The 18,777-nt window shown below is 43.2% G+C and carries 20 protein-coding genes; 12 read left to right on the forward strand and 8 right to left on the reverse strand.

Annotation, left to right across the window (positions count from 1 at the left end):
* Nucleotides 1-146 precede the first annotated feature (146 nt).
* Both RBR61_RS07755 and hemL read right to left on the reverse strand, forming a co-directional pair.
* The gene (locus tag RBR61_RS07755; RefSeq protein ID WP_320343332.1) at nt 147-473 is read right to left on the reverse strand and encodes an AtpZ/AtpI family protein; all 327 of its coding nucleotides are present in this window, start codon (nt 471-473) and stop codon (nt 147-149) included.
* Nucleotides 466-1,761: a glutamate-1-semialdehyde 2,1-aminomutase gene (gene hemL, locus RBR61_RS07760; RefSeq protein WP_320343334.1), complete on the reverse strand. Its 1,296-nt coding sequence runs from the start codon at nt 1,759-1,761 to the stop codon at nt 466-468. Before hemL ends, RBR61_RS07755 begins: the two co-directional genes overlap by 8 nt.
* Before the next feature lie 94 nt (nt 1,762-1,855).
* Here hemL and RBR61_RS07765 point away from each other — a divergent pair, with 94 nt between their 5' ends.
* Entirely contained in the window at nt 1,856-2,764 is a 909-nt protein-coding gene (locus tag RBR61_RS07765) for an energy transducer TonB (protein ID WP_320343335.1), read from the forward strand.
* 5 nt (nt 2,765-2,769) lie between these two features.
* Here RBR61_RS07765 and RBR61_RS07770 read toward each other — a convergent pair whose 3' ends face one another.
* Nucleotides 2,770-3,702, reverse strand: coding sequence for an aldolase/citrate lyase family protein (locus tag RBR61_RS07770; protein WP_320343336.1), 933 nt, complete (start codon nt 3,700-3,702; stop codon nt 2,770-2,772).
* Nucleotides 3,692-4,042 (reverse strand): cytochrome c, encoded by a 351-nt coding sequence (locus RBR61_RS07775; RefSeq protein WP_320343337.1) that lies wholly within the window; start codon nt 4,040-4,042, stop codon nt 3,692-3,694. The genes RBR61_RS07770 and RBR61_RS07775 overlap by 11 nt, the downstream gene beginning before the upstream one ends.
* 71 nt (nt 4,043-4,113) lie before the next feature.
* On the opposite strand from RBR61_RS07775, the gene folD reads away from it, so the two are divergent.
* The 11 genes from folD to ychF all read left to right on the forward strand — a co-directional run bounded on the left by folD (nt 4,114) and on the right by ychF (nt 13,118).
* The gene (folD, locus tag RBR61_RS07780; RefSeq protein WP_320343338.1) at nt 4,114-4,971 is read left to right on the forward strand and encodes a bifunctional methylenetetrahydrofolate dehydrogenase/methenyltetrahydrofolate cyclohydrolase FolD; all 858 of its coding nucleotides are present in this window, start codon (nt 4,114-4,116) and stop codon (nt 4,969-4,971) included.
* Entirely contained in the window at nt 4,972-5,781 is an 810-nt protein-coding gene (lepB, locus tag RBR61_RS07785) for a signal peptidase I (protein ID WP_320343339.1), read from the forward strand.
* Nucleotides 5,768-6,445 carry a site-2 protease family protein gene (locus RBR61_RS07790; protein ID WP_320343416.1) on the forward strand — a complete coding sequence of 226 codons (678 nt, stop codon included), beginning with the start codon at nt 5,768-5,770 and terminating at the stop codon, nt 6,443-6,445. The genes lepB and RBR61_RS07790 overlap by 14 nt, the downstream gene beginning before the upstream one ends.
* Nucleotides 6,446-6,461: 16 nt before the next feature.
* Nucleotides 6,462-6,896: a ribose 5-phosphate isomerase B gene (rpiB, locus tag RBR61_RS07795; protein ID WP_320343340.1), complete on the forward strand. Its 435-nt coding sequence runs from the start codon at nt 6,462-6,464 to the stop codon at nt 6,894-6,896.
* Nucleotides 6,897-6,939: 43 nt separating this feature from the next.
* The gene (locus tag RBR61_RS07800) at nt 6,940-7,272 is read left to right on the forward strand and encodes a hypothetical protein (protein WP_320343341.1); all 333 of its coding nucleotides are present in this window, start codon (nt 6,940-6,942) and stop codon (nt 7,270-7,272) included.
* Nucleotides 7,273-7,286: 14 nt separating this feature from the next.
* Entirely contained in the window at nt 7,287-7,835 is a 549-nt protein-coding gene (locus tag RBR61_RS07805; RefSeq protein ID WP_320343343.1) for an adenine phosphoribosyltransferase, read from the forward strand.
* On the forward strand, nt 7,835-9,058 hold the full coding sequence (gene trpB, locus RBR61_RS07810) for a tryptophan synthase subunit beta (protein WP_320343344.1): 1,224 nt from the start codon (nt 7,835-7,837) through the stop codon (nt 9,056-9,058). Before RBR61_RS07805 ends, trpB begins: the two co-directional genes overlap by 1 nt.
* 16 nt (nt 9,059-9,074) lie before the next feature.
* Nucleotides 9,075-10,487: a leucyl aminopeptidase gene (locus RBR61_RS07815; RefSeq protein WP_320343345.1), complete on the forward strand. Its 1,413-nt coding sequence runs from the start codon at nt 9,075-9,077 to the stop codon at nt 10,485-10,487.
* Nucleotides 10,488-10,580: 93 nt separating this feature from the next.
* Entirely contained in the window at nt 10,581-11,426 is an 846-nt protein-coding gene (zupT, locus tag RBR61_RS07820) for a zinc transporter ZupT (RefSeq protein WP_320343346.1), read from the forward strand.
* Nucleotides 11,427-11,449: 23 nt separating this feature from the next.
* Nucleotides 11,450-11,938 carry an RNase H family protein gene (locus RBR61_RS07825; protein WP_320343348.1) on the forward strand — a complete coding sequence of 163 codons (489 nt, stop codon included), beginning with the start codon at nt 11,450-11,452 and terminating at the stop codon, nt 11,936-11,938.
* Between the two features lie 79 nt (nt 11,939-12,017).
* A complete protein-coding gene (gene ychF, locus RBR61_RS07830; protein WP_320343350.1) occupies nt 12,018-13,118 on the forward strand; it encodes a redox-regulated ATPase YchF in 1,101 nt (366 codons plus the stop codon).
* Between the two features lie 11 nt (nt 13,119-13,129).
* Here ychF and RBR61_RS07835 read toward each other — a convergent pair whose 3' ends face one another.
* From RBR61_RS07835 to RBR61_RS07850, 4 genes are read right to left on the reverse strand one after another with little or no spacing between them, the layout of a single operon-like run.
* Entirely contained in the window at nt 13,130-14,242 is a 1,113-nt protein-coding gene (locus RBR61_RS07835; RefSeq protein ID WP_320343352.1) for an ABC transporter permease, read from the reverse strand.
* Nucleotides 14,242-16,944, reverse strand: a complete 2,703-nt coding sequence (gene rbbA / locus RBR61_RS07840; protein WP_320343354.1) for a ribosome-associated ATPase/putative transporter RbbA — start codon at nt 16,942-16,944, stop codon at nt 14,242-14,244. Before rbbA ends, RBR61_RS07835 begins: the two co-directional genes overlap by 1 nt.
* 1 nt (nt 16,945) lies before the next feature.
* Entirely contained in the window at nt 16,946-17,956 is a 1,011-nt protein-coding gene (locus RBR61_RS07845) for an HlyD family efflux transporter periplasmic adaptor subunit (RefSeq protein WP_320343356.1), read from the reverse strand.
* Nucleotides 17,956-18,774: a phosphatidylserine decarboxylase gene (locus tag RBR61_RS07850; RefSeq protein ID WP_320343359.1), complete on the reverse strand. Its 819-nt coding sequence runs from the start codon at nt 18,772-18,774 to the stop codon at nt 17,956-17,958. Before RBR61_RS07850 ends, RBR61_RS07845 begins: the two co-directional genes overlap by 1 nt.
* Nucleotides 18,775-18,777 lie beyond the last annotated feature (3 nt).

Here is an 18,777-nt window from a genome sequence, read left to right on the forward strand (position 1 = left end):
TCTGCTCTTTTACCATTTTTTTGTAGGCATAAGCAGAACCTGCAATTATAAAGAAGCTGCTTAAAGAGGCTATCTGAAGATTTATGTAAAACTCAAAGGAGATTATATTTGTCAGAAAGATAAGAGACTCAACTATAACTAAAAACTTAATAGTTTTTTTCACTCTCATCCTCATCTTCGTCATCTTCGAGTTTTTTCTTTGCGGCATAACGAGGCTGTTTTGCAAGCTCTTCATAATCTTTGTACTGCTTTGAGTAGGCTTTATATACATTTAGTACCGCTGCTGCAATACCTATGAAAACGCCTATCCATAGAGTCCAAGTAGCACCGGTTAAATTTTTAAGCAAAATCCCGATACCGACACCCATAAGTACGGCCACAACCATAGAAATTCCTAAAGAGAGGCTGTCTGCTGCTTCGATTATTGGCTTTATTCTGGGAGCTTTTTGCTCCTCTTTATCACTGTTATGCATTGTTGGTTATCTCTTTAAATACTTTCGCGCTTGCTTTAATGGTATCTTCGATCATCTCATCGGTAATAGCGGTTGAAATAAATCCCGTCTCATAAAGAGAACATGCGAAGTAGAAGCCCTCTTGAAGCATTTTAGAGTGAAATTTGGCAAACAGCTGGGCATCGGAGTTGCACGCATCTGCAAAGTTCTTGACAGGCTTGTCATTGAAGAAGAAACCGAACATGCTTCCTCTGGTGTCTATCTGCATCGGTATGCCGCAAGACTCAGCCTCTTTGCGCATTCCCTCTACCAATCTTTTTGCTCTTTCGTTTAAAACAGAGATGACCTGTGCGTTTTTCTTCAATTTTGAGATCGCCGCAAGTCCCGCTGCCATGGCAACAGGGTTTCCGCTTAGAGTTCCTGCCTGATAAACAGGTCCTTCAGGTGAGAGCTTTGCCATAATATCTGCACGTCCGCCGAACGCACCCACAGGCATCCCGCCGCCTATGACCTTACCCAAGGTCACGATGTCAGGTCTCACGCCTGTAATAGACTCTGCACCGTTAACGGTAGCGCGAAAACCGCTCATAACTTCATCAAAGATCAAAAGAGTGCCGTTTGCATCACAAAGCGCTCTTAGCTCATGCAAGAACTCTTTATCTGCAGGAACAAGACCCATGTTACCTGCTATTGGCTCAATAATTACACACGCAATATCTTTAGAGTCGGCAAAACACTTCTTTACGCTCTCAATATTGTTATACTCTGCCAGTAACGTGTGTTTTGTAAAATCCGCAGGCACGCCCGGTGAGCTTGGATTTCCAAATGTTGCCGCACCGCTTCCCGCTTGAACCAAAAGAGAGTCGCTGTGTCCATGATAACACCCGGTGAATTTTACGATGTCATCACGCCCCGTATATCCGCGGGCAAGACGTATAGCGCTCATTACAGCCTCTGTTCCGCTGCTTACGAATCTTATCTTATCTATTGAGTCAAACATAGAGATAACCAGCTGTGCCAGATCACTCTCTGCCTGAGTCGGAGCTCCAAAACTAAGACCGTGTTTTACGGCATCTATAACCGCACTCTCTATTGCCTCGTCTCTATGACCAAAAATAAGAGGCCCCCAGCTCTGAACAAAATCAACATATCTGTTTCCGTCAATATCCGTCAAGTAAGCACCGCTTCCCTCTGCTATGAACAGAGGTGTCCCCCCGACACTGCTGAATGCTCTTACAGGCGAATTAACGCCCCCCGGAATTAAATCTTGCGCTTGTTTAAAAGCTTTTAGTGAACCATCTACACTCATTAAACACCCTTAATATTTTTTTGTCATTATAGCAAAGTAGTATTAATCTATATTAGTTATAATATTTCAAATTTTAACGACTGGATATTATGCTTTGAATCGCTCCTCTTTTGCCCTGTTTGTTGCACTTTTAATCCACTTTGTACTGCTACTGCTATTCTGGCTTTTGGGTACTATCGCACCGGAGATAAAAAAGGAGCAAAAAGAGCCACAGAACAAAATAAAGGTCTCGCTAAAAGAGATGCCAAAAATATCAAAAGATGCCGGAGACAAGAAAGAGGTCACAAAAAAACCTACGCCGATTGCACCGCCTATGCCAAAGGGGAGCCAGTTAAAAGAGCTGGTTACTCCCATAAACGAAAAGCCTCCTATCAAATATGAACCGAAGAAGATTCAAGAACAAAAAGAGTTGCAGAGCGCACAGCCAAAAAAAGAGTTCAGACCGCAAGAAAAGAGAGAAGAGAAACCGGTCCAAAAATCTAAAATAGAGCCTGTTCCGCCATCTAAACCATATATTGAGCTCTCTAAACCCCAAGAAGAAAAAAAAGAACAAAAACCGAAAGAGGCTTACAGCTGGCTCTATGAAGACAAATCCGAAGAAGATGTAGATGAAGAAAAAGCTAAACAGAGCTCAGGTAGCAGCATAGGCAGCTCAAACCTAAAAGAGCTATACGGAGATATGTTCGGCAAGCTAACTCCCGGTCAGCAGAAATATCTTATAGACAATCAGGAGATCATGAGAAGGATCACGCAAGAGGTGCTAAACAGGGTCGCGCAGGTTAATCTGACAAGAGATATAAACGTCAACAGAACCAATGTCGTAGAGTTTTACCTCCATCCAAACGGTGACATCAGCGACTTTAAGTTTCTTAAAAAAAGCGGTTACTACGTACTTGATGACACGACAAAAGAGACGATCGAGTACGCTTACAGCAGATATCCAAGACCGGAGGAGAAGATACTAGTACGTTATAACGTCTACTACAATTTAGCCAGACCATAGATGTTCTAGCTATTTTTGTTCAGTACCGCCAAAGCGCCTTTGTATATAGGCTCATCTATAAATCCGAACTCTTCATCTTCAAAGCCGGTGATGCCCTCTTCTCTTTTTAGTTCAAAGAGCTTTACAATTGTTTTTGCTCTTCTTATCTCCCTCTCTTCGTCAACCAAAACTTCATTAACGATCGAGACCTGATCTGGAGATATACATCCCTTTGCATCGTAGCCCATATTTTTTTCTAAGTAGAGCCACTCTCTGAATTCATCCAAGTTCTTATACTCCTGATAAACAAATGAGACAGGTCTTACACCTATTATTCTGCATGTGACCAAAAAATGGGACAATATATAGAGTGCGGTCGGATTATCCCTTCTTATAAGGCTCTGCGGGAGTTTCATATCTGCAAAAAGATCGAGTATTCCGAGATAGAATGTAGTTATTCTTTTGTCGACCTTGAGCAGCGATAGATTTCTCCACGCATCACTTGTCTCTATAGAGAGATGAAGCTCCGTTTTTTCATCCAGCAGCTCATAAACGGACTCTACCTCTTTTACCTCTCTTATCTTTGGAACCCTGATCGCATCGGGCATAAACTGGCTCAAGTATGCTATCTCCTCAAACCCGCCCTCCTTAAGGGCATTGACTCTTACGACAAGTTTTTTGTCGCACTGTTTGTGGTGGGAGAGGAAAATTGCGCACAGAACAAGTCCAAAAGGCTTATCTTCTCTGCTTACGCCGTCTTCCAGATTTAACACTATACAGTCAGCCTCTACAGAGTCTATCTTCATCAGATGATCCAGATTGTTGCATGAGAGCATTAAGACGGAACTGAAATCTTTTCTTCTGTTTAGCTTCCTGTACGTAGGAACTGCCAACTCATCGAGCTTTACCAGGTTTCTGCTCTCATAAGCAGCTTTTACCTCTTCAAAATTACTTAACATCCGCGCCATCCTCTCTCTTTTTCTCTTGCAGATAAAAATAGAGCGCTTTGATCTCTTTTTGGGTTAAAAAATACCTTGGCATTCCATTTTTTCTGACATTTAACGAGGTGAAAAAATCGTTAAAACTAATGCTGTTTATGGGCGGTCCGACAAAGCTCTTTTTCTCGTTCTTATGCTCATACTTTGCAACGACTCTCCCCTCTCCGCTCTCACCGTGACACTTGTGACACCCTATTCCTCTTGGATTTTTGTAGAGTGAGGTGGCATACTCCATGGGCGTAATAAAACTGCTTTTTGCAAACAGCCAAAACGGCAGCAACAAAAACAACATACCCCTCATCAAGCCATCCTTTAACATACACTTTAATATATAAAGGTATAATAACAAAAAAATAATATTATGAGGTTTAAATGCAACTTCTTGATGGAAAAGCGCTCTCGGCAAAGATAGAAAAAACCGTAGCGGACGAAGTAAAAATTTTAAAGAGCAAAACAGGCTCTGTACCGGGTCTTGCAGTAATACTCGTCGGACAAGACCCTGCAAGTGCGGCTTATGTAAGCATGAAGAAAAAGGCATGCGACAGAGTTGGCTTCTACTCCGTGACTCACGAGATGCCAGAGGATATATCTCAAGACGCGATTGAGAAGACCATTACCATGATGAACGACAATCCGAACATAGACGGCATATTGATCCAGCTGCCACTGCCTTCGCAAATAGATACCACCAAAATACTTGAACTGGTCAATCCAAGCAAAGATGTTGACGGCTTTCACCCATACAACGTAGGAAGGCTCACAACCGGACTTGACGGTTTTGTTCCATGTACGCCGCTTGGAGTTATGGAGCTTTTAGATGAGTACGACATAGATGTAAAAGGTAAGAACTGCGTCGTAGTCGGTGCATCGAACATAGTCGGAAAGCCTATGGCATCACTGCTATTAAACGCAAATGCGACGGTCGAAATATGCCATATCTTTACGGATGACCTGAAAAAACATACGCTCAATGCAGATATGATATTTGTGGGTGCGGGTGTTATAAACCTCATAAAAGAGGATATGGTAAAAGACGGTGCGGTTATTATTGACATAGGCATCAATCGTGCGGACAACGGCAAACTTGTCGGTGACGTAGACTTTGAAAAGGTGAGCCAAAAATGCTCATACATTACGCCTGTTCCCGGCGGCGTAGGTCCAATGACAATAGCAATGCTTCTTAGCAACACATTAAAAGCCGCACAAGCGCATGCATATGAAAGAGAGTAGATGAAAGAGATCCTACACAAAACATACAAATTTTCTAACTCATGGACAGGGACGATCATCATCGTTCTTTTTGTTATATTTTTTATCGCTCAGGCTTTTAAAATACCAAGCGGCTCAATGAAAGACTCTCTTCTTATAGGAGACCATCTGTTTGCAAAGAAGTTTGCCTACGGTGTCTCTATGCCTCACATTCCGTTTTTGGAAGTCTCGATCATGCCGTGGAGCGACAAACTTCGTCTTCTTGACGGAGATACGCCAGAGAGAGGTGATATAGTAATCTTCAGACCGCCGCACAACACTAAACAGCACTTTGTAAAAAGATGTGTAGCGCTTCCCGGCGATGAGCTTTTTGTAGCAGACAAAAACCTCTATCTGCACCACAGAGAAGGCGATGAGTGGATACAGAAGAACTTTGATGAAGAGGATATCGTGGTTTTTGCCCAGAAACTGTGGGTCAAGAATCCATATATGAAAAAACATCCCGGAATACATCACGATGAGAAGATCTCTCTTAACGGTCAATACCCTATGCCTATTTTCAACTTTGCTCCGATAAGAGTTGATGAGGATCACTACTTTATGATGGGCGACAACCGCGACCACTCGAATGACAGCCGTTTTTGGGGAGCTGTTCCTTATGAGAATATCGAAGGGACTCCTTGGTTTATCTACTTTAGCATAGATGAAGATTGGGAGATAAGATGGGATCGTATAGGAAAAACTCCTACCGACCTAGAAGCTCCAGAGTATCTGGAGAGAGCCGTTGCCGAGAGAATAAAAAAAGACAAAGATGACTATGGAATCTATTGATATTCTAAAAATCGCCGCTGCAGTTTTTGCCTTAACTCTGGCAATCGTAGGACATGAGATAATGCACGGATGGGTTGCCTACATGTACGGCGACAACACGGCGAAAAATGCAGGGAGACTATCAATCAACCCTATTTCGCATATTGACTTGGTAGGTACTATCCTCGTTCCAGCGGCTATGTACTTTGTGCCAATACTTCTTGGCAGCGAGAGCGGATTTCTCTTTGGCTGGGCAAAACCTGTTCCTATAAACATGAGAACCGTAGTGGACAGAGCAGGATATAACGGAGCTATGCAGGTTGACCTTGCGGGAATCGTTTATAACTTCACTCTGGCTGCCGTAGCTTCGATCGTTCTTGTAAATCTGGCAAGACCTACCGATGCGGATTCGCTCTTTTATATTTTTGCATATCTGTTTATACTTCAGACAGTTATTATAAATGTTGTTCTAGGAGTATTTAATCTGCTTCCCATACCGCAATTTGACGGAGCGCACTTCCTAATGCATCTTTCGCTAAAATACAAAATAAATTCCGTTGCGGAGTTCTTTTATAAAAATGAAAGATATGGAATAATTATAGTTCTTATAGTGCTTATGACACCGCTAAAAGATTATCTGCTTCTGATGCCTGTCCAGACTATTTTGAAGCTGCTTCTATCATAATTTAAGGAGAAAAAAAGTGAAGTTTTATATTGCAACAGACCATGCGGGCTTGGACCTTAAGGATTACACGGTCGAGCTGCTTAAAGACAAAGGCCATGAAGTCATAGACCTTGGACCTTTTTCAAGAGATAGAGTTGATTATCCGGATTATGCCGTAAGTGTTTGCAAAGCAGTTTTAGCGGATAATAACTCACACGGTATTTTAATATGCGGCTCCGGAATCGGTATGAGCATGGCGGCAAACAGGCACAGCGGAATTCGTGCGGCACTATGTCATGACGCCTACACTGCAACTGTTGCCAGAGGGCACAATGATGCTAATGTATTATGTTTTGGTGAGAGGATAATAGGCAAAGGCGTGTGCGAGTCTATAGTCGATGCATGGATAGGCGGAAGCTTTGAGGGCGGTCGCCATACCGGACGTGTGGAAAAAATAGAAGCGATTCACTAATGCATACGCCGGCGAAGAGCTATAATTTTAAAAAGGAAAACTGATGTTTGTAGAATGGTCACTTTTAACTATACTCTCTATTTTATCTGTCTATCTCTTTGTTAAGATGTTTTACTTTAAAAGCATTACTACAAAAGAGCAGAGAAACAACGACTTGATGAAATTAACGCTCCAAGAGGCGGAGATACTTATTAGAAAGTATCAGATCCAGCTTCAGCGCGCTCTTGGAAACGTTGATATATTGAGCGATGAGCTGACAAAGCAGAAAAATGAGCTCAAAATTCTAAAGCAGAGAAATACGAAGTACAGACAGGAGACCGACCGTCTTAACAACAAGATCAAAGCTCTAGAGGGTCGTATAGACGCTCTAATATAATATAAGGAACGAAGATGACACTTAGCAACACAGAGAGAAAAATTATAGAAAACTCTATAAGAGATGTGAAGGATTTTCCAAAACCCGGCATTGTATTTAAGGATATTACGACCCTCTTGAATGACAGAGAAGCTTTCGGGGTGACTATGAACCATCTTTACCAAAGATATAAAGAGTACAACCTTGACTATATAGCGGGCATTGACGCAAGAGGCTTCATATTTGCTGCCTCACTTGCTCAAATGCTTGGCATAGGGTTTGTTCCGATCCGTAAAAAAGGCAAACTTCCATATACCACCATAAGCGAAAAATACTCTTTGGAGTACGGTGTTGATGAGATAGAGGTCCACATAGACGCTTTTAACAAGATCCCAAATGCAAGAGTCCTTCTTATGGATGACCTCATAGCTACCGGAGGAACCGCGAACGCTGCGGCAAAACTTATAAACCAAGCCGGTGCATCTTGCGTGGAGGCTTGTTTTATCATAGCGCTTGACTTTTTAGAGGGACAAAAAGAGTTGAAGAAAAGCACTGAAGTCTACTCACTGGTCGAGGTAAAATAATGTATATACCTTCCCTTTCAAAATTTGACCCCGATGAGAACGGTCACTTCGGAACATTTGACAAAGATAGCGTAGCTTTTGGCGGCAGATATGTTCCTGAAACTCTTATGCCCGCACTTTTAAAACTCGAAGAGGAGTACAAAAGCATCCGTTTCAACAAAGAGTTTTGGAGCGAAGTAGATTACTATCTAAAAGATTATGTAGGTCGCCCCTCCCCACTCTATTTTGCTAAAAACATATCAGACGAACTAGGTGCGAAGGTCTATCTAAAAAGAGAGGATCTCAATCATACCGGAGCGCATAAAGTAAATAACGTAATCGCGCAAGGGCTTATGGCAAAGAGACTCGGCTACAAAAAGATAATAGCAGAGACCGGTGCAGGTCAGCACGGAGTTGCAACTGCGACCATCTGCGCGCTTCTAGACTTGGAGTGTGAAATATTTATGGGTGCGAAAGATGTCGCAAGACAGGAGCTAAACGTCTTTCGTATGAAACTGCTAGGCGCAAAAGTAAATAGCGTAGAGAGCGGGAGCAAGACCCTTAAAGATGCTATGAATGATGCGATCCGCCACTGGGTGACAAATACGAGAGACACTTTTTACATCATCGGAACGGTTGCAGGACCGCATCCGTACCCTATGATGGTAAGAGACTTTCAGGCTATTATCGGTTATGAGGCGAGAGCACAGATATTGCAAAAAGAGGGTCGTCTGCCTGATCACGTCATAGCGTGTATCGGCGGCGGCAGTAACGCCATAGGCACGTTTCACCACTTTTTGGAAGATGAAGAGGTTGAGTGCATCGGTATCGAAGCAGGCGGTCACGGCATAGGCAGCGGACAACACGGATGCTCACTTAATCAAGGTCGCCCTGGTGTGCTGCACGGTCAGATGAGTTATCTTCTTCAGGATGATGACGGTCAGATACTGGAGGCTCATTCAATTAGTGCGGGGCTTGACTATCCGGGCATCGGACCTGAGCACTCGTTTCACCACGACAACAAATCTGTGAGTTATGATTATATAACAGATGAAGAGGCGCTGAACGCATTTGTATGGCTCTCTCAAAAAGAGGGAATCATCCCTGCATTTGAGAGCGCTCACGCTATTGCGTACCTTAAAAAAGTGCCAAATATCAAAGACAAACTTATTATCGTAAACTTATCCGGTCGCGGAGATAAAGATATGATACAGGCAAAAGAGCTCTTAAGCTTTGACAATTAAATGAATAGGAAAATTTGTGAATATTAAATTAGTAGATAAAAATATATCAGATATAGATGCAGAGATAAAAATAGAGTTTATAAACAAAGATGAACTAAGTGGGCACGAGGAGTCTGAGATACTCGGCAATGCCGGCTTCAAGGCGGAGCAGGACACAACATGCTTCTTATATGAAAAAAGAGTTATATTTTGCGGAGTAGATAGCAAAAAGAGCGACGATATAAGAAGTGCCGCAGCAGCGATGATAAAGGCGTTAAAGAGCTCAAACCACAAATCTGCAAAAGTAAGCGCTGTTGGCAAATCATCTCTTGCGGGTTTGGTAGAAGGGATCGTTCTAGGCGGATATGAGTTTAATGAGTATAAGTCAGAAGCTAAAAAAGCGGCGTTAGAGAACATTATAATAGCCGTTGAGGATATGGAGTTTGCTACACTTGAGCCTATCTTCAATGAGGCTCTCATTGTCTCTAATGCTACCTGTTTTACGCGCGACATCGTAAACAGAGCTCCTCAAGAAGTAAATCCTCAAACCATGTGCTCACTTGCCCAAAAACTTGCAGATGAAAACTCTTTGGAGTGCGAGATACTTCAAGAGGATGATCTTGCAAAAGAGAATATGAACGCTATGCTTGCGGTCGGACGTGCGTCTGTACACGGAAGTGCTCTGATCCATCTCTCGTATAAACCTGCAAACCCTAAAAAAGTCGTCTCACTTGTGGGAAAAGGTCTTACTTATGACAGCGGAGGACTGAGCCTTAAGCCTGCCACTTCAATGGTAACTATGAAGATGGACAAAGCGGGAGCATGTGCGGTTCTTGGTATGATAAAAGCTATGAGCGAGATGAAGCTTGATATTGAAGTACATGCTTTTATAGGCGCAGTTGAGAATATGGTGGGCGGAGATGCCTACAAGCCCGACGACGTGCTTGTTTCAAGAAGCAAGACGACTATCGAGGTCAGAAATACGGACGCAGAAGGCCGCTTGGTGTTGGCAGACGTTTTAGATTATGCGCAGGACGCGGTAAATGCGGACTACATCTTTGACTTTGCAACGCTAACAGGTGCATGTATGATAGCTCTTGGACAGTACACGACAGGGCTTATGGGACACTCTCACAAGCTAAAGCATGATATTTCTCGTGCAGGAAGCGACACTGGAGAGATGATAAGCTCTCTTCCTTTTAACAAGCATCTTAAAAAGCTTCTAAAGAGCGAGATCGCGGACATAAGCAACACGGCATCAAAACCTTACGGCGGAGCGATCACTGCAGGTCTGTTTTTGGATAAGTTCATCCGTGAAGAGAACAAAAAGAAATGGATGCACTTTGATATAGCAGGCACGGCTTATACAGAGACTCCATGGGATTGTAACGTTTACGGCGCGACAGGTGCCGGTGTCCGTCTGATGTGCGGATATTTAAAGAGCCTATAATTTTAGCGGCTCTTTTCTTTCAGAACCTAGAAAAAGCGCAAATGCCGAGTAGATAAAAGGCGCGATTTATTTTTAAAATCTTATAATCTTCGTATGCAAGATTTATCATTTGAAACTTTTTTATTTGCTTTTGCGCTTACTTTGATTGCCGGGCTCTCTACATCCATAGGCGCCCTGTTAGCATTCTTTTCAAAAAGCAAAAACTACACTATCCTATCCATCGGGATGGGTTTTTCCGCAGGCGTGATGATCTATGTCTCGTTTGTAGAAATTTTGGCAAAATCCAGAGACTCCTTTACTCAGCTCTACTCAAGCCAGTTCACGGGAGAGTCACTTACCGTTCTTGCTTTTTTTGCAGGTATGGCGCTTACTGCCTTTATAGACAAGGTCATACCCGAAGATGTAAACCCTCATGAGACCAAAAGCAACAGCGAGCTCTTAGAACTAAAACCGGGCACGCAAAGCTCTCTTATAAAAAACTCTGCTCTTAAACGTACAGGAATTTTCACGGCACTCGCCATAGGCATACATAACTTTCCGGAGGGTTTCGCCACTTTTATATCGGCTCTTGAAGACCCTACGGTGGGTATAACAATTGCTTTTGCTATTGCAATCCATAACATACCCGAAGGGATGGCTGTCTCCCTGCCCATATATCACGCTACAGGGAACAAAAAAAGTGCGTTTTGGTATGCGACACTATCGGGTTTGGCAGAGCCGATAGGTGCTCTTGTGGGCTTTTTCATACTTCTTCCTTTTATGGGAGACGCGACTCTGGGTATTACTTTTGGCATGGTCGCAGGGATCATGGTGTATATATCGTTTGACGAGCTTTTGCCCGCCGCAAGGGTCTACGGAAATGCCCACACGACCATTGCAGGAATAACACTCGGTATGCTTGTCATGGCAATAAGCCTGATCGCTTTTAAACTAATATAAAAACAAAAGGATAAGAGCCGCAGATGTACGTTGACATAAACAAGCCCACGCTCTTTTTATTTACAGATGCAAGCGTAGACCCGCATACAAAAGTAGGTTACGGTGCGTACCTGCTCTTGGGCGAATTCGAGCTTGAAGCGCCGCTTGAAAAACTAAAGGTCAAGGTCAAAAGATTTGAAGCCACAAACTCCTCAAAACTTGAACTTGAGACATTCCTGTGGGCTCTGCAAAAGCTGCCTACAAAAAACTCAAAAGTGATAGTCTATACAGACTGCCAAAATATCATCAATCTAAAGAACAGAGAAGAGAAGATCAAAAAAAACCACTACATGACAAGAAGAGGCATGCTCATAAAAAATCACGCGCTTTATAGAAAGTTTTATGAGCTTACAGACCTTTACGAGTGCGATTTCATCAAAGTAAAAGGGCATAAAAGGATCGAAGACAAAGATGAGATAGACAAATACTTCACTCTAGTCGACAAAGCGGCAAGAGAGGCGCTTAGAAGATAAAAAACTAAGCGTTAAAGCGTTATCTATGCATACTTTGGCTAACATTACGAAAAATATAAAATAGCACAAAAGGTCAATTATGGGTTTAAGCATCGGTCTTGTAGGACTTCCAAACGTAGGCAAATCAACAACTTTTAACGCACTTACAAAAGCACAGAACGCGGAAGCGGCAAACTATCCGTTTTGTACCATCGAGCCAAACAAGGCAATAGTTCCGGTTCCGGACGTAAGACTCCAAGAGCTTGCAAAGATCGTAAATCCAGAGCGTATCCAGCACTCAACACTCGATTTTGTCGATATCGCAGGACTTGTCAAAGGTGCGAGCAAGGGAGAGGGCTTGGGAAACAAGTTTTTGTCCAACATCCGCGAGACCGAAGTGATTTTGCATATTGTAAGATGTTTTGAAGATGAGAACATCGTCCACACAGAAGGAAACATCCACCCGCTAAGAGATGTTGAGATCATCGAGGGAGAGCTTATTTTAGCCGACATCGAGGTTTTACAAAACAGAGCCGAGAGACTTAAAAAACAGGCAAAGACCGATAAAAATGCGGCTGGAGTTCTAGCTTTGGCAGAAGAACTTCTTGAGTTCTTGGCTGAGGGCAACCTTGCTAAAAACTTTCCAAAAGCAGAGAGTGACGAGTATAAACAGCTAAACCACGAAGTAAGACTCTTAACCGGCAAAGAGATCATGTACGGTGCAAACGTAGATGAGGATGGTCTGGTTGAAGACAGTCAGTATGTGCTTGACCTAAAAGAGCATGCGGCAAAAAACAACTGCGAACTTATAAAGCTTTGTGCAAAGATCGAAGAGGAGCTTGTCGGTCTTGATGATGATGAGGCTGAGGAGTTTTTAAGCTCTCTTGGCGTCGAAGAGTCTGGACTTGGGCAGATCATCCAAAAAGGTTTTGACAAACTTGGACTAATGAGCTACTTTACTGCTGGTGTAAAAGAGGTTCGCGCATGGACTATCCGCAAGAACACAACTGCGCCAAAAGCTGCGGCAGTTATCCACAACGACTTTGAAAAAGGGTTCATCCGTGCCGAAGTTATCTCGTATGCAGATTTTATTGCCTGCGGCGGCGAAGCAAAAGCAAAAGAGGCTGGTAAAATGCGTCTAGAAGGCAAAGAGTACATCGTTCAAGACGGCGATATCATGCACTTTAGGTTTAACGTATAGCCTAAGCCTGACTACTCAATACTTCTCTTAAAAGTAAGAAGCGCAAAAGCGAAAAAGAATAGCCCTATCAACAAGATAGCCATTAGATCGAGCCAGATCATCTCAAGCCCTGCTCCTCTAAAGAGTATCGCCTGAGCAACCTCCATAAAGTGGGTCGTTGGCGAGAGATACATCACATACTGCAATATCTCGGGCATGCTCTCATATGGAGTCACCCCGCCTGAGAGCATCAAAAGCGGCAGAACCACCAAGATGAACATCATCCCGAACTGCGGCATAGACTTTGTAATAGTTCCCATAAATATCCCCATAGATGTCGTAGAGAAAAGAACCAAGAACGTACCGAACAAGAACAGAGGTATAGAGCCTATAATAGGAACACTCAAAAATATCTCAACAACAACGAAAATAGAGAAAACCACGCATGTCATGATGACAAAGAGCGTTGAGGCTATTTTTGCCGCCATTATCTCCAAAGCATTGAGCGGCATAACCAGAAGATGTTCTATCGTTCCGTGCTCCTTTTCTCTCATCAAAGAAGCACCCGCCAAAAGAATAGAGAACATCAAGATGTTGCTTATAAGCTCGTTTATGCTTCCAAACCAGCTGCTCTCAAGATTTGGGTTATATTTGTAACTTGTGACCAGATCTATCTGTGGAGCAATCTCAGGCTTTGCAAAGAAAGTGCTTACCTCTTGGTTTATTATCGCCACTACATATCCGCCGCCTATTCCCGCTTGGAGCATCCTTGTGGCATCTATATTTAGCTGAACGTCAACACTTCGCCCTCTTAATATATCTCTTTCAAAACCGTTTGGAATAACCACTACAAAAGTATAGACTCCTGCATCCATCCTCTTGTCTATCTCATCGTATGAGATCATCTGCGGCGTCATAAACCTAGGCTTGTAAAATGAGTCTATGATCCTTTGTGAGAGAGCGGACCTGTCTTCATCCACAAAAGCTATAGGAGCGTTATTAAGCTCCGTAGATGACTCCACCGCTCCCAGATAAATAGCGACGCTAAATGAATAGATGATAAAGATGAACATGATCTTATCTCGCAAAAGTGTCAAGAGCTCTTTTAAAAAAAGACGGTAGATAACCCGAATATGCTTCTTCATCATCTCTCCTGCTTTTTAAGCAGCATTAGGCTTATGGATGTGATAACGACGATGGATAGAGCAAGGGCTACAAAGTCAAAGTAGTGTCCCTCAAAGCCGATATCTTTGCTAAATATGCCCCTGCTTATGTTGATAAAATATGTGGCTGGATAGATATTGCCTATAAACGCACCCACACCCTCAAGAGAGCTAACAGGGTCTCTAAGCCCCGAAAAGCTCACCGTCGGCAGCATTGTAGCTATTGCCGTGCCGCCAAGTGCCGCGATCTGCGTCTTTGCAAAAGAGGACATCAAAAAACCAAGTCCTGTTGTAGCAGTTACAAAAAGAAGTGCACCGAAGAACAGAACCGTAAAATTTCCCGCAACCGGAACTTTAAAGACATAGACGGCAAGTATCATAAGCCCCAAAAAACTCACCATGCTGATAACGATGTAGGGGAGCTGTTTGCCAAGCAAAAACTCCAGTTTTAAAACCGGAGTGGCGTAGAAGTTTGTAATGGAGCCAAGCTCTTTTTCCCTTACTACGCTAAGCGCCATCAAGATGGAAGGAATGAAGACCAGTAGAATCGGTATGACGGCGGGAACCATCGAGTTAAGGCTCTCAAAATCCTGATTGTAGCGGTATCGCATCTCAACAGAGACCAAAGGTTTCGCATCTGCGCCAAAGAGCTCACTCAAATATGTAGCGTGAAGCCCCTCCATATACCCTTTTATGGTCTCTGCCCTAAAAGCTATGGTTCCGTCTATCCACGCACCCACTTCAGGATTCAGCCCCTTTTTTAGGTCACGTCCGAAGTTTGGCGGTATCTCTATGGCAAGAGCAACCTCCCCTCTTTTCATATTCTCATCAAGCTCCTCGTAAGAGGTTAGAGCCTTCTGCTCTAAAAAGTATCTTGAGCCCGATATGTACTCTGTATACTCCCTGCTCTGCGGGCTTTTGTCACGGTCTAGAACGGAGAACTTCAGATCCTTTACATCCATGCTGATGCCGTATCCCATGACAAACATCAAGATCACGGTGCCTAAAAGCGCAAATACCAAACGCACTGGGTCTCTAAATAGCTCCAAAGACTCTCTGTAGGCATACCCGAAAAATCTAAGAAAGGAGAAAAATTCGCTGCTCTTTTTATGGGTGCTTTTTTCTATTGCGATGGCGCTTTGTTGCATCGGCTCTTTGTCCATAGCATCGTAGAGGTACTCTACAAAGGCATCTTCTAGATTCTCTTTGTTCTTCGACTCTGCGAGAGCTTTTGGAGTATCACTTGCAAGCACACGCCCTTGATGCATCAAAGAGACCCTGTCGCAGCGCTCTCCCTCGTTCATAAAGTGCGTAGATATAAAGATTGTCACGCCGTCATCTCTTGAGAGATCGATCAAAAAGTTCCAAAATATATCTCTGGATATCGGGTCAACACCAGACGTCGGCTCATCCAAAATAAGCATCTTGGGCCTGTGGATAACGGCAACCGCCAAAGAGAGTCTCTGCTTGATCCCAAGCGGGAGATCATGAGCCAAAGCATCTTCATATTTTTTAATATAAAAACGCTCAAGCATCTCCTCTACCCTCGCTTCTATGAGGCTTTTGTCTATCTGGTAGAGGTGTGCGTGCAAATATAGATTTTGTTTGAGTGTAAGTTCACTGTAGAGGGAAAAAGATTGTGTCATATAACCGACATCTTTTCTCATCTCAAGATTGTGCCCTTTTATAGGAGTGTCAAAGAGTCTGATATCTCCATGCGTAGGAATCAAAAGTCCCGTGAGCATCTTCATCGTTGTCGTCTTGCCGCACCCGTTAGAGCCTAAAAAACCAAATATTTCACCCTGTTTTATCTTAAAGCTCACATTCTCAACGGCAGTGAAATCGCCGAATTTCATTGTCAGTTCAGATGCTTCTATTGCCAATGTCTTGTTTTGTATCTGGCTTTTTTGAGAGATTTCAAACTCTTTATGCTCTCTTGTATGCTCTTTTGGCAGAAGTTCTATAAAAGCGGAGTCTATATTGTCGGTTTTTGTGATCTTTAAAAGCTCTGCAGGAGTCGTATCTGCAAGTATTTCTCCATCATTCACAGCTACCGTATAATCAAAAAGTGCAGCCTCTTGCATATATGCAGTGGCGATAATAATGCTCATCTCTTTTTGAGTTTCTCGTATGCGCTCTATAAGCTTCCAAAACTCCCTTCTTGAGAGAGGATCGACCCCTGTTGTCGGCTCGTCGAGTATAAGCAGATCGGGGTCGTGGATGAGCGCACAGCAGAGACCGAGCTTTTGCTTCATACCGCCTGAGAGTTTTCCTGCCGCCCTGTCTTTAAAATCATAGAGACCGATGCTCTTTAAAAGCTCATCTATTCTCTTCTCTCTTACACTCCTCTCAAGCCCGAAAAGCCTTGCGAAAAACTCAAGATTTTCATATACGGAGAGCAGCATATAGAGATTTTTTCCAAGTCCCTGAGGCATATAGGCTATGCGTGAAGATATCTTTTTTCTAAACGAAGCGCTCCCGATATCGCCGCCAAGAACCTCCACGCTTCCGCTTTGGATCTTTCTTACTCCGGCAATAATGGAGAGCAGAGTTGATTTTCCCACACCGTCGGGTCCTATGAGCCCGACTATGCATCCGGCGGGGATGTCAAGAGTTATGCTCTCAAGCGCTTTTGTTTTTTTGTAAAAGTGCGAAACATCCTTTATCTTGACAACATGGTTCATATTACTTATCTGTTTTTAGATAATTTTTTGGAAGATTACTAAGCCTTGACGGCCAGATGGCATCCTCTCTAAGTGCTACGTAGGCGACTCCTGGGAGACCTGTTCTAACCTTATCCATATGTTCTTTTAAGAGATTGTAATCAATATTGATCTTTACTCTAAACATAAGCTTCTCACGCTCATCCTGCGTCTCTATCTGCTTTGGCGTGAACTGAGCCTTTGGCGATATGAATGTCACTTTTGCCGGTATTGCGATGTCGCTTAGAGCATCAAGGACTATTCTCGCCTCTGAGCCGTAGTTTATTACTCCAGCTTGGGCTGTCGGCAAAAATATGGTCATGTATGTATCCAAAAGATCAAGCAGAACAAGCACGTTTTGACCACCGCCGACTACTTCGCCGCTCTGCGCCAGCTTGTAGAGTATCCTTCCCTCCGTAGGAGCCAAAAGCGTACTCTCGTCTATATTGACTTTTATGGCGTCGTACTGGGCTTTTGCTGAAGCTATAGAGGCTTCCATCTGTGCAATGTCCGCATTTGCCGCCTGCAGCGCTGCTTTTGCCGATTTGTAAGCGCTCTGCGACTGCTCAAAACTAAGCTGAGAGATGGCATCTTTTTTGTAGAGGTTTTGCGCTCTTATGAAATTTTGTTCTGAGAGTTCAAATTCGCTCTCTCTCTGTTTATAAACCGCCAAAGCGTGATTTTTTGCCTCTTTTGCCTGCTTTGTCTGAGCCTCTGCCAAGCGCAGCTTTGCTTCAAGCTCTTTAGTGTCGAGTTTAGCCAGCAACTGACCCTTTTTAACTATGTCGCCCTCGTTCACATAGACTTCTAAAAGACGTCCCGCAATCTTTGTGGCAATATCTACCTGAGTTGATTCTATTCTTCCGTTTCCAAAAGCAAAATCTTTTAAAAGTTCATTTTTATTTGATTGCTCATCCAGATACCCATAGAGAAAAAAGATTGCTGCTGCCGCTGCCAAAGCAAGAAGTATGAATTTTAAAATTTTTTTAGACACTATTTCAGCTCCGCTATCGTATCGCCGTATCTGACATGCTCTCCAGCTCTTACATTAATATCAAGCATATCTTTTTGCGCCAAAATAACGATGGTCGAACCCATCTCAAAACAGCCGAAATCATCGCCCTTGTTCAGATGCAGGCTCTCGTAACTGTACGCGCTGCTGCTCTGTGCGTCTGCGTTTGTCTTGATCTTTGGCTCAAAAGAGACCTGCATCACTCCTACGTTAAGCGCACTTACAAGCACCATGTAAAATCTCTTTTTATCTGTTGTCTCACACAGCACAACGACCCTCTCGTTCTCAGCAAAAAGGTTTACTCTCTTTTTTAGCGATGGTATATTTACAGGATAAAATTTACCCGGAATATGGACGGCTTTTAACACTTTTGCATTTGTAGGCATATGGTAACGGTGATAATCTTTTGGAGAGAGATAGAAGTTTATAAACGTTCCGTCTTCGACTATGCTCTTCTCCTCTTTGCTGAAGTGCTCTCCCAAAAGCTCGTCGGAGTGATACTTCATCCCTTTTATCTGAAAAGCGTGGCGCACGTCTATGTCTCCGCACTCAGTAATAAAAGAGTCGCACGGAGATATAAAATCTTTACTATCCAGAGAGTACTCTCTGTCTTCTCTGAGCTTTCTTGTAAAGAGCGCGTTTAGAGTTCGGTAGGTACTTGGCGAATGAAATTCGCTCATATCTAAGCCCATGATCTTCACGTAAGAGCTGTTTATAAAACTCTGGATCGGTTTTGCAAACTCCCTGTTTGCAAACTTTCCAAAAGATTGCGATATCGCCGACGTAATATGTTTTTTCATTCT

The sequence above is a fragment of the Sulfurimonas sp. genome (assembly GCF_034005705.1).
In the GTDB taxonomy this organism is placed as follows: domain Bacteria; phylum Campylobacterota; class Campylobacteria; order Campylobacterales; family Sulfurimonadaceae; genus Sulfurimonas.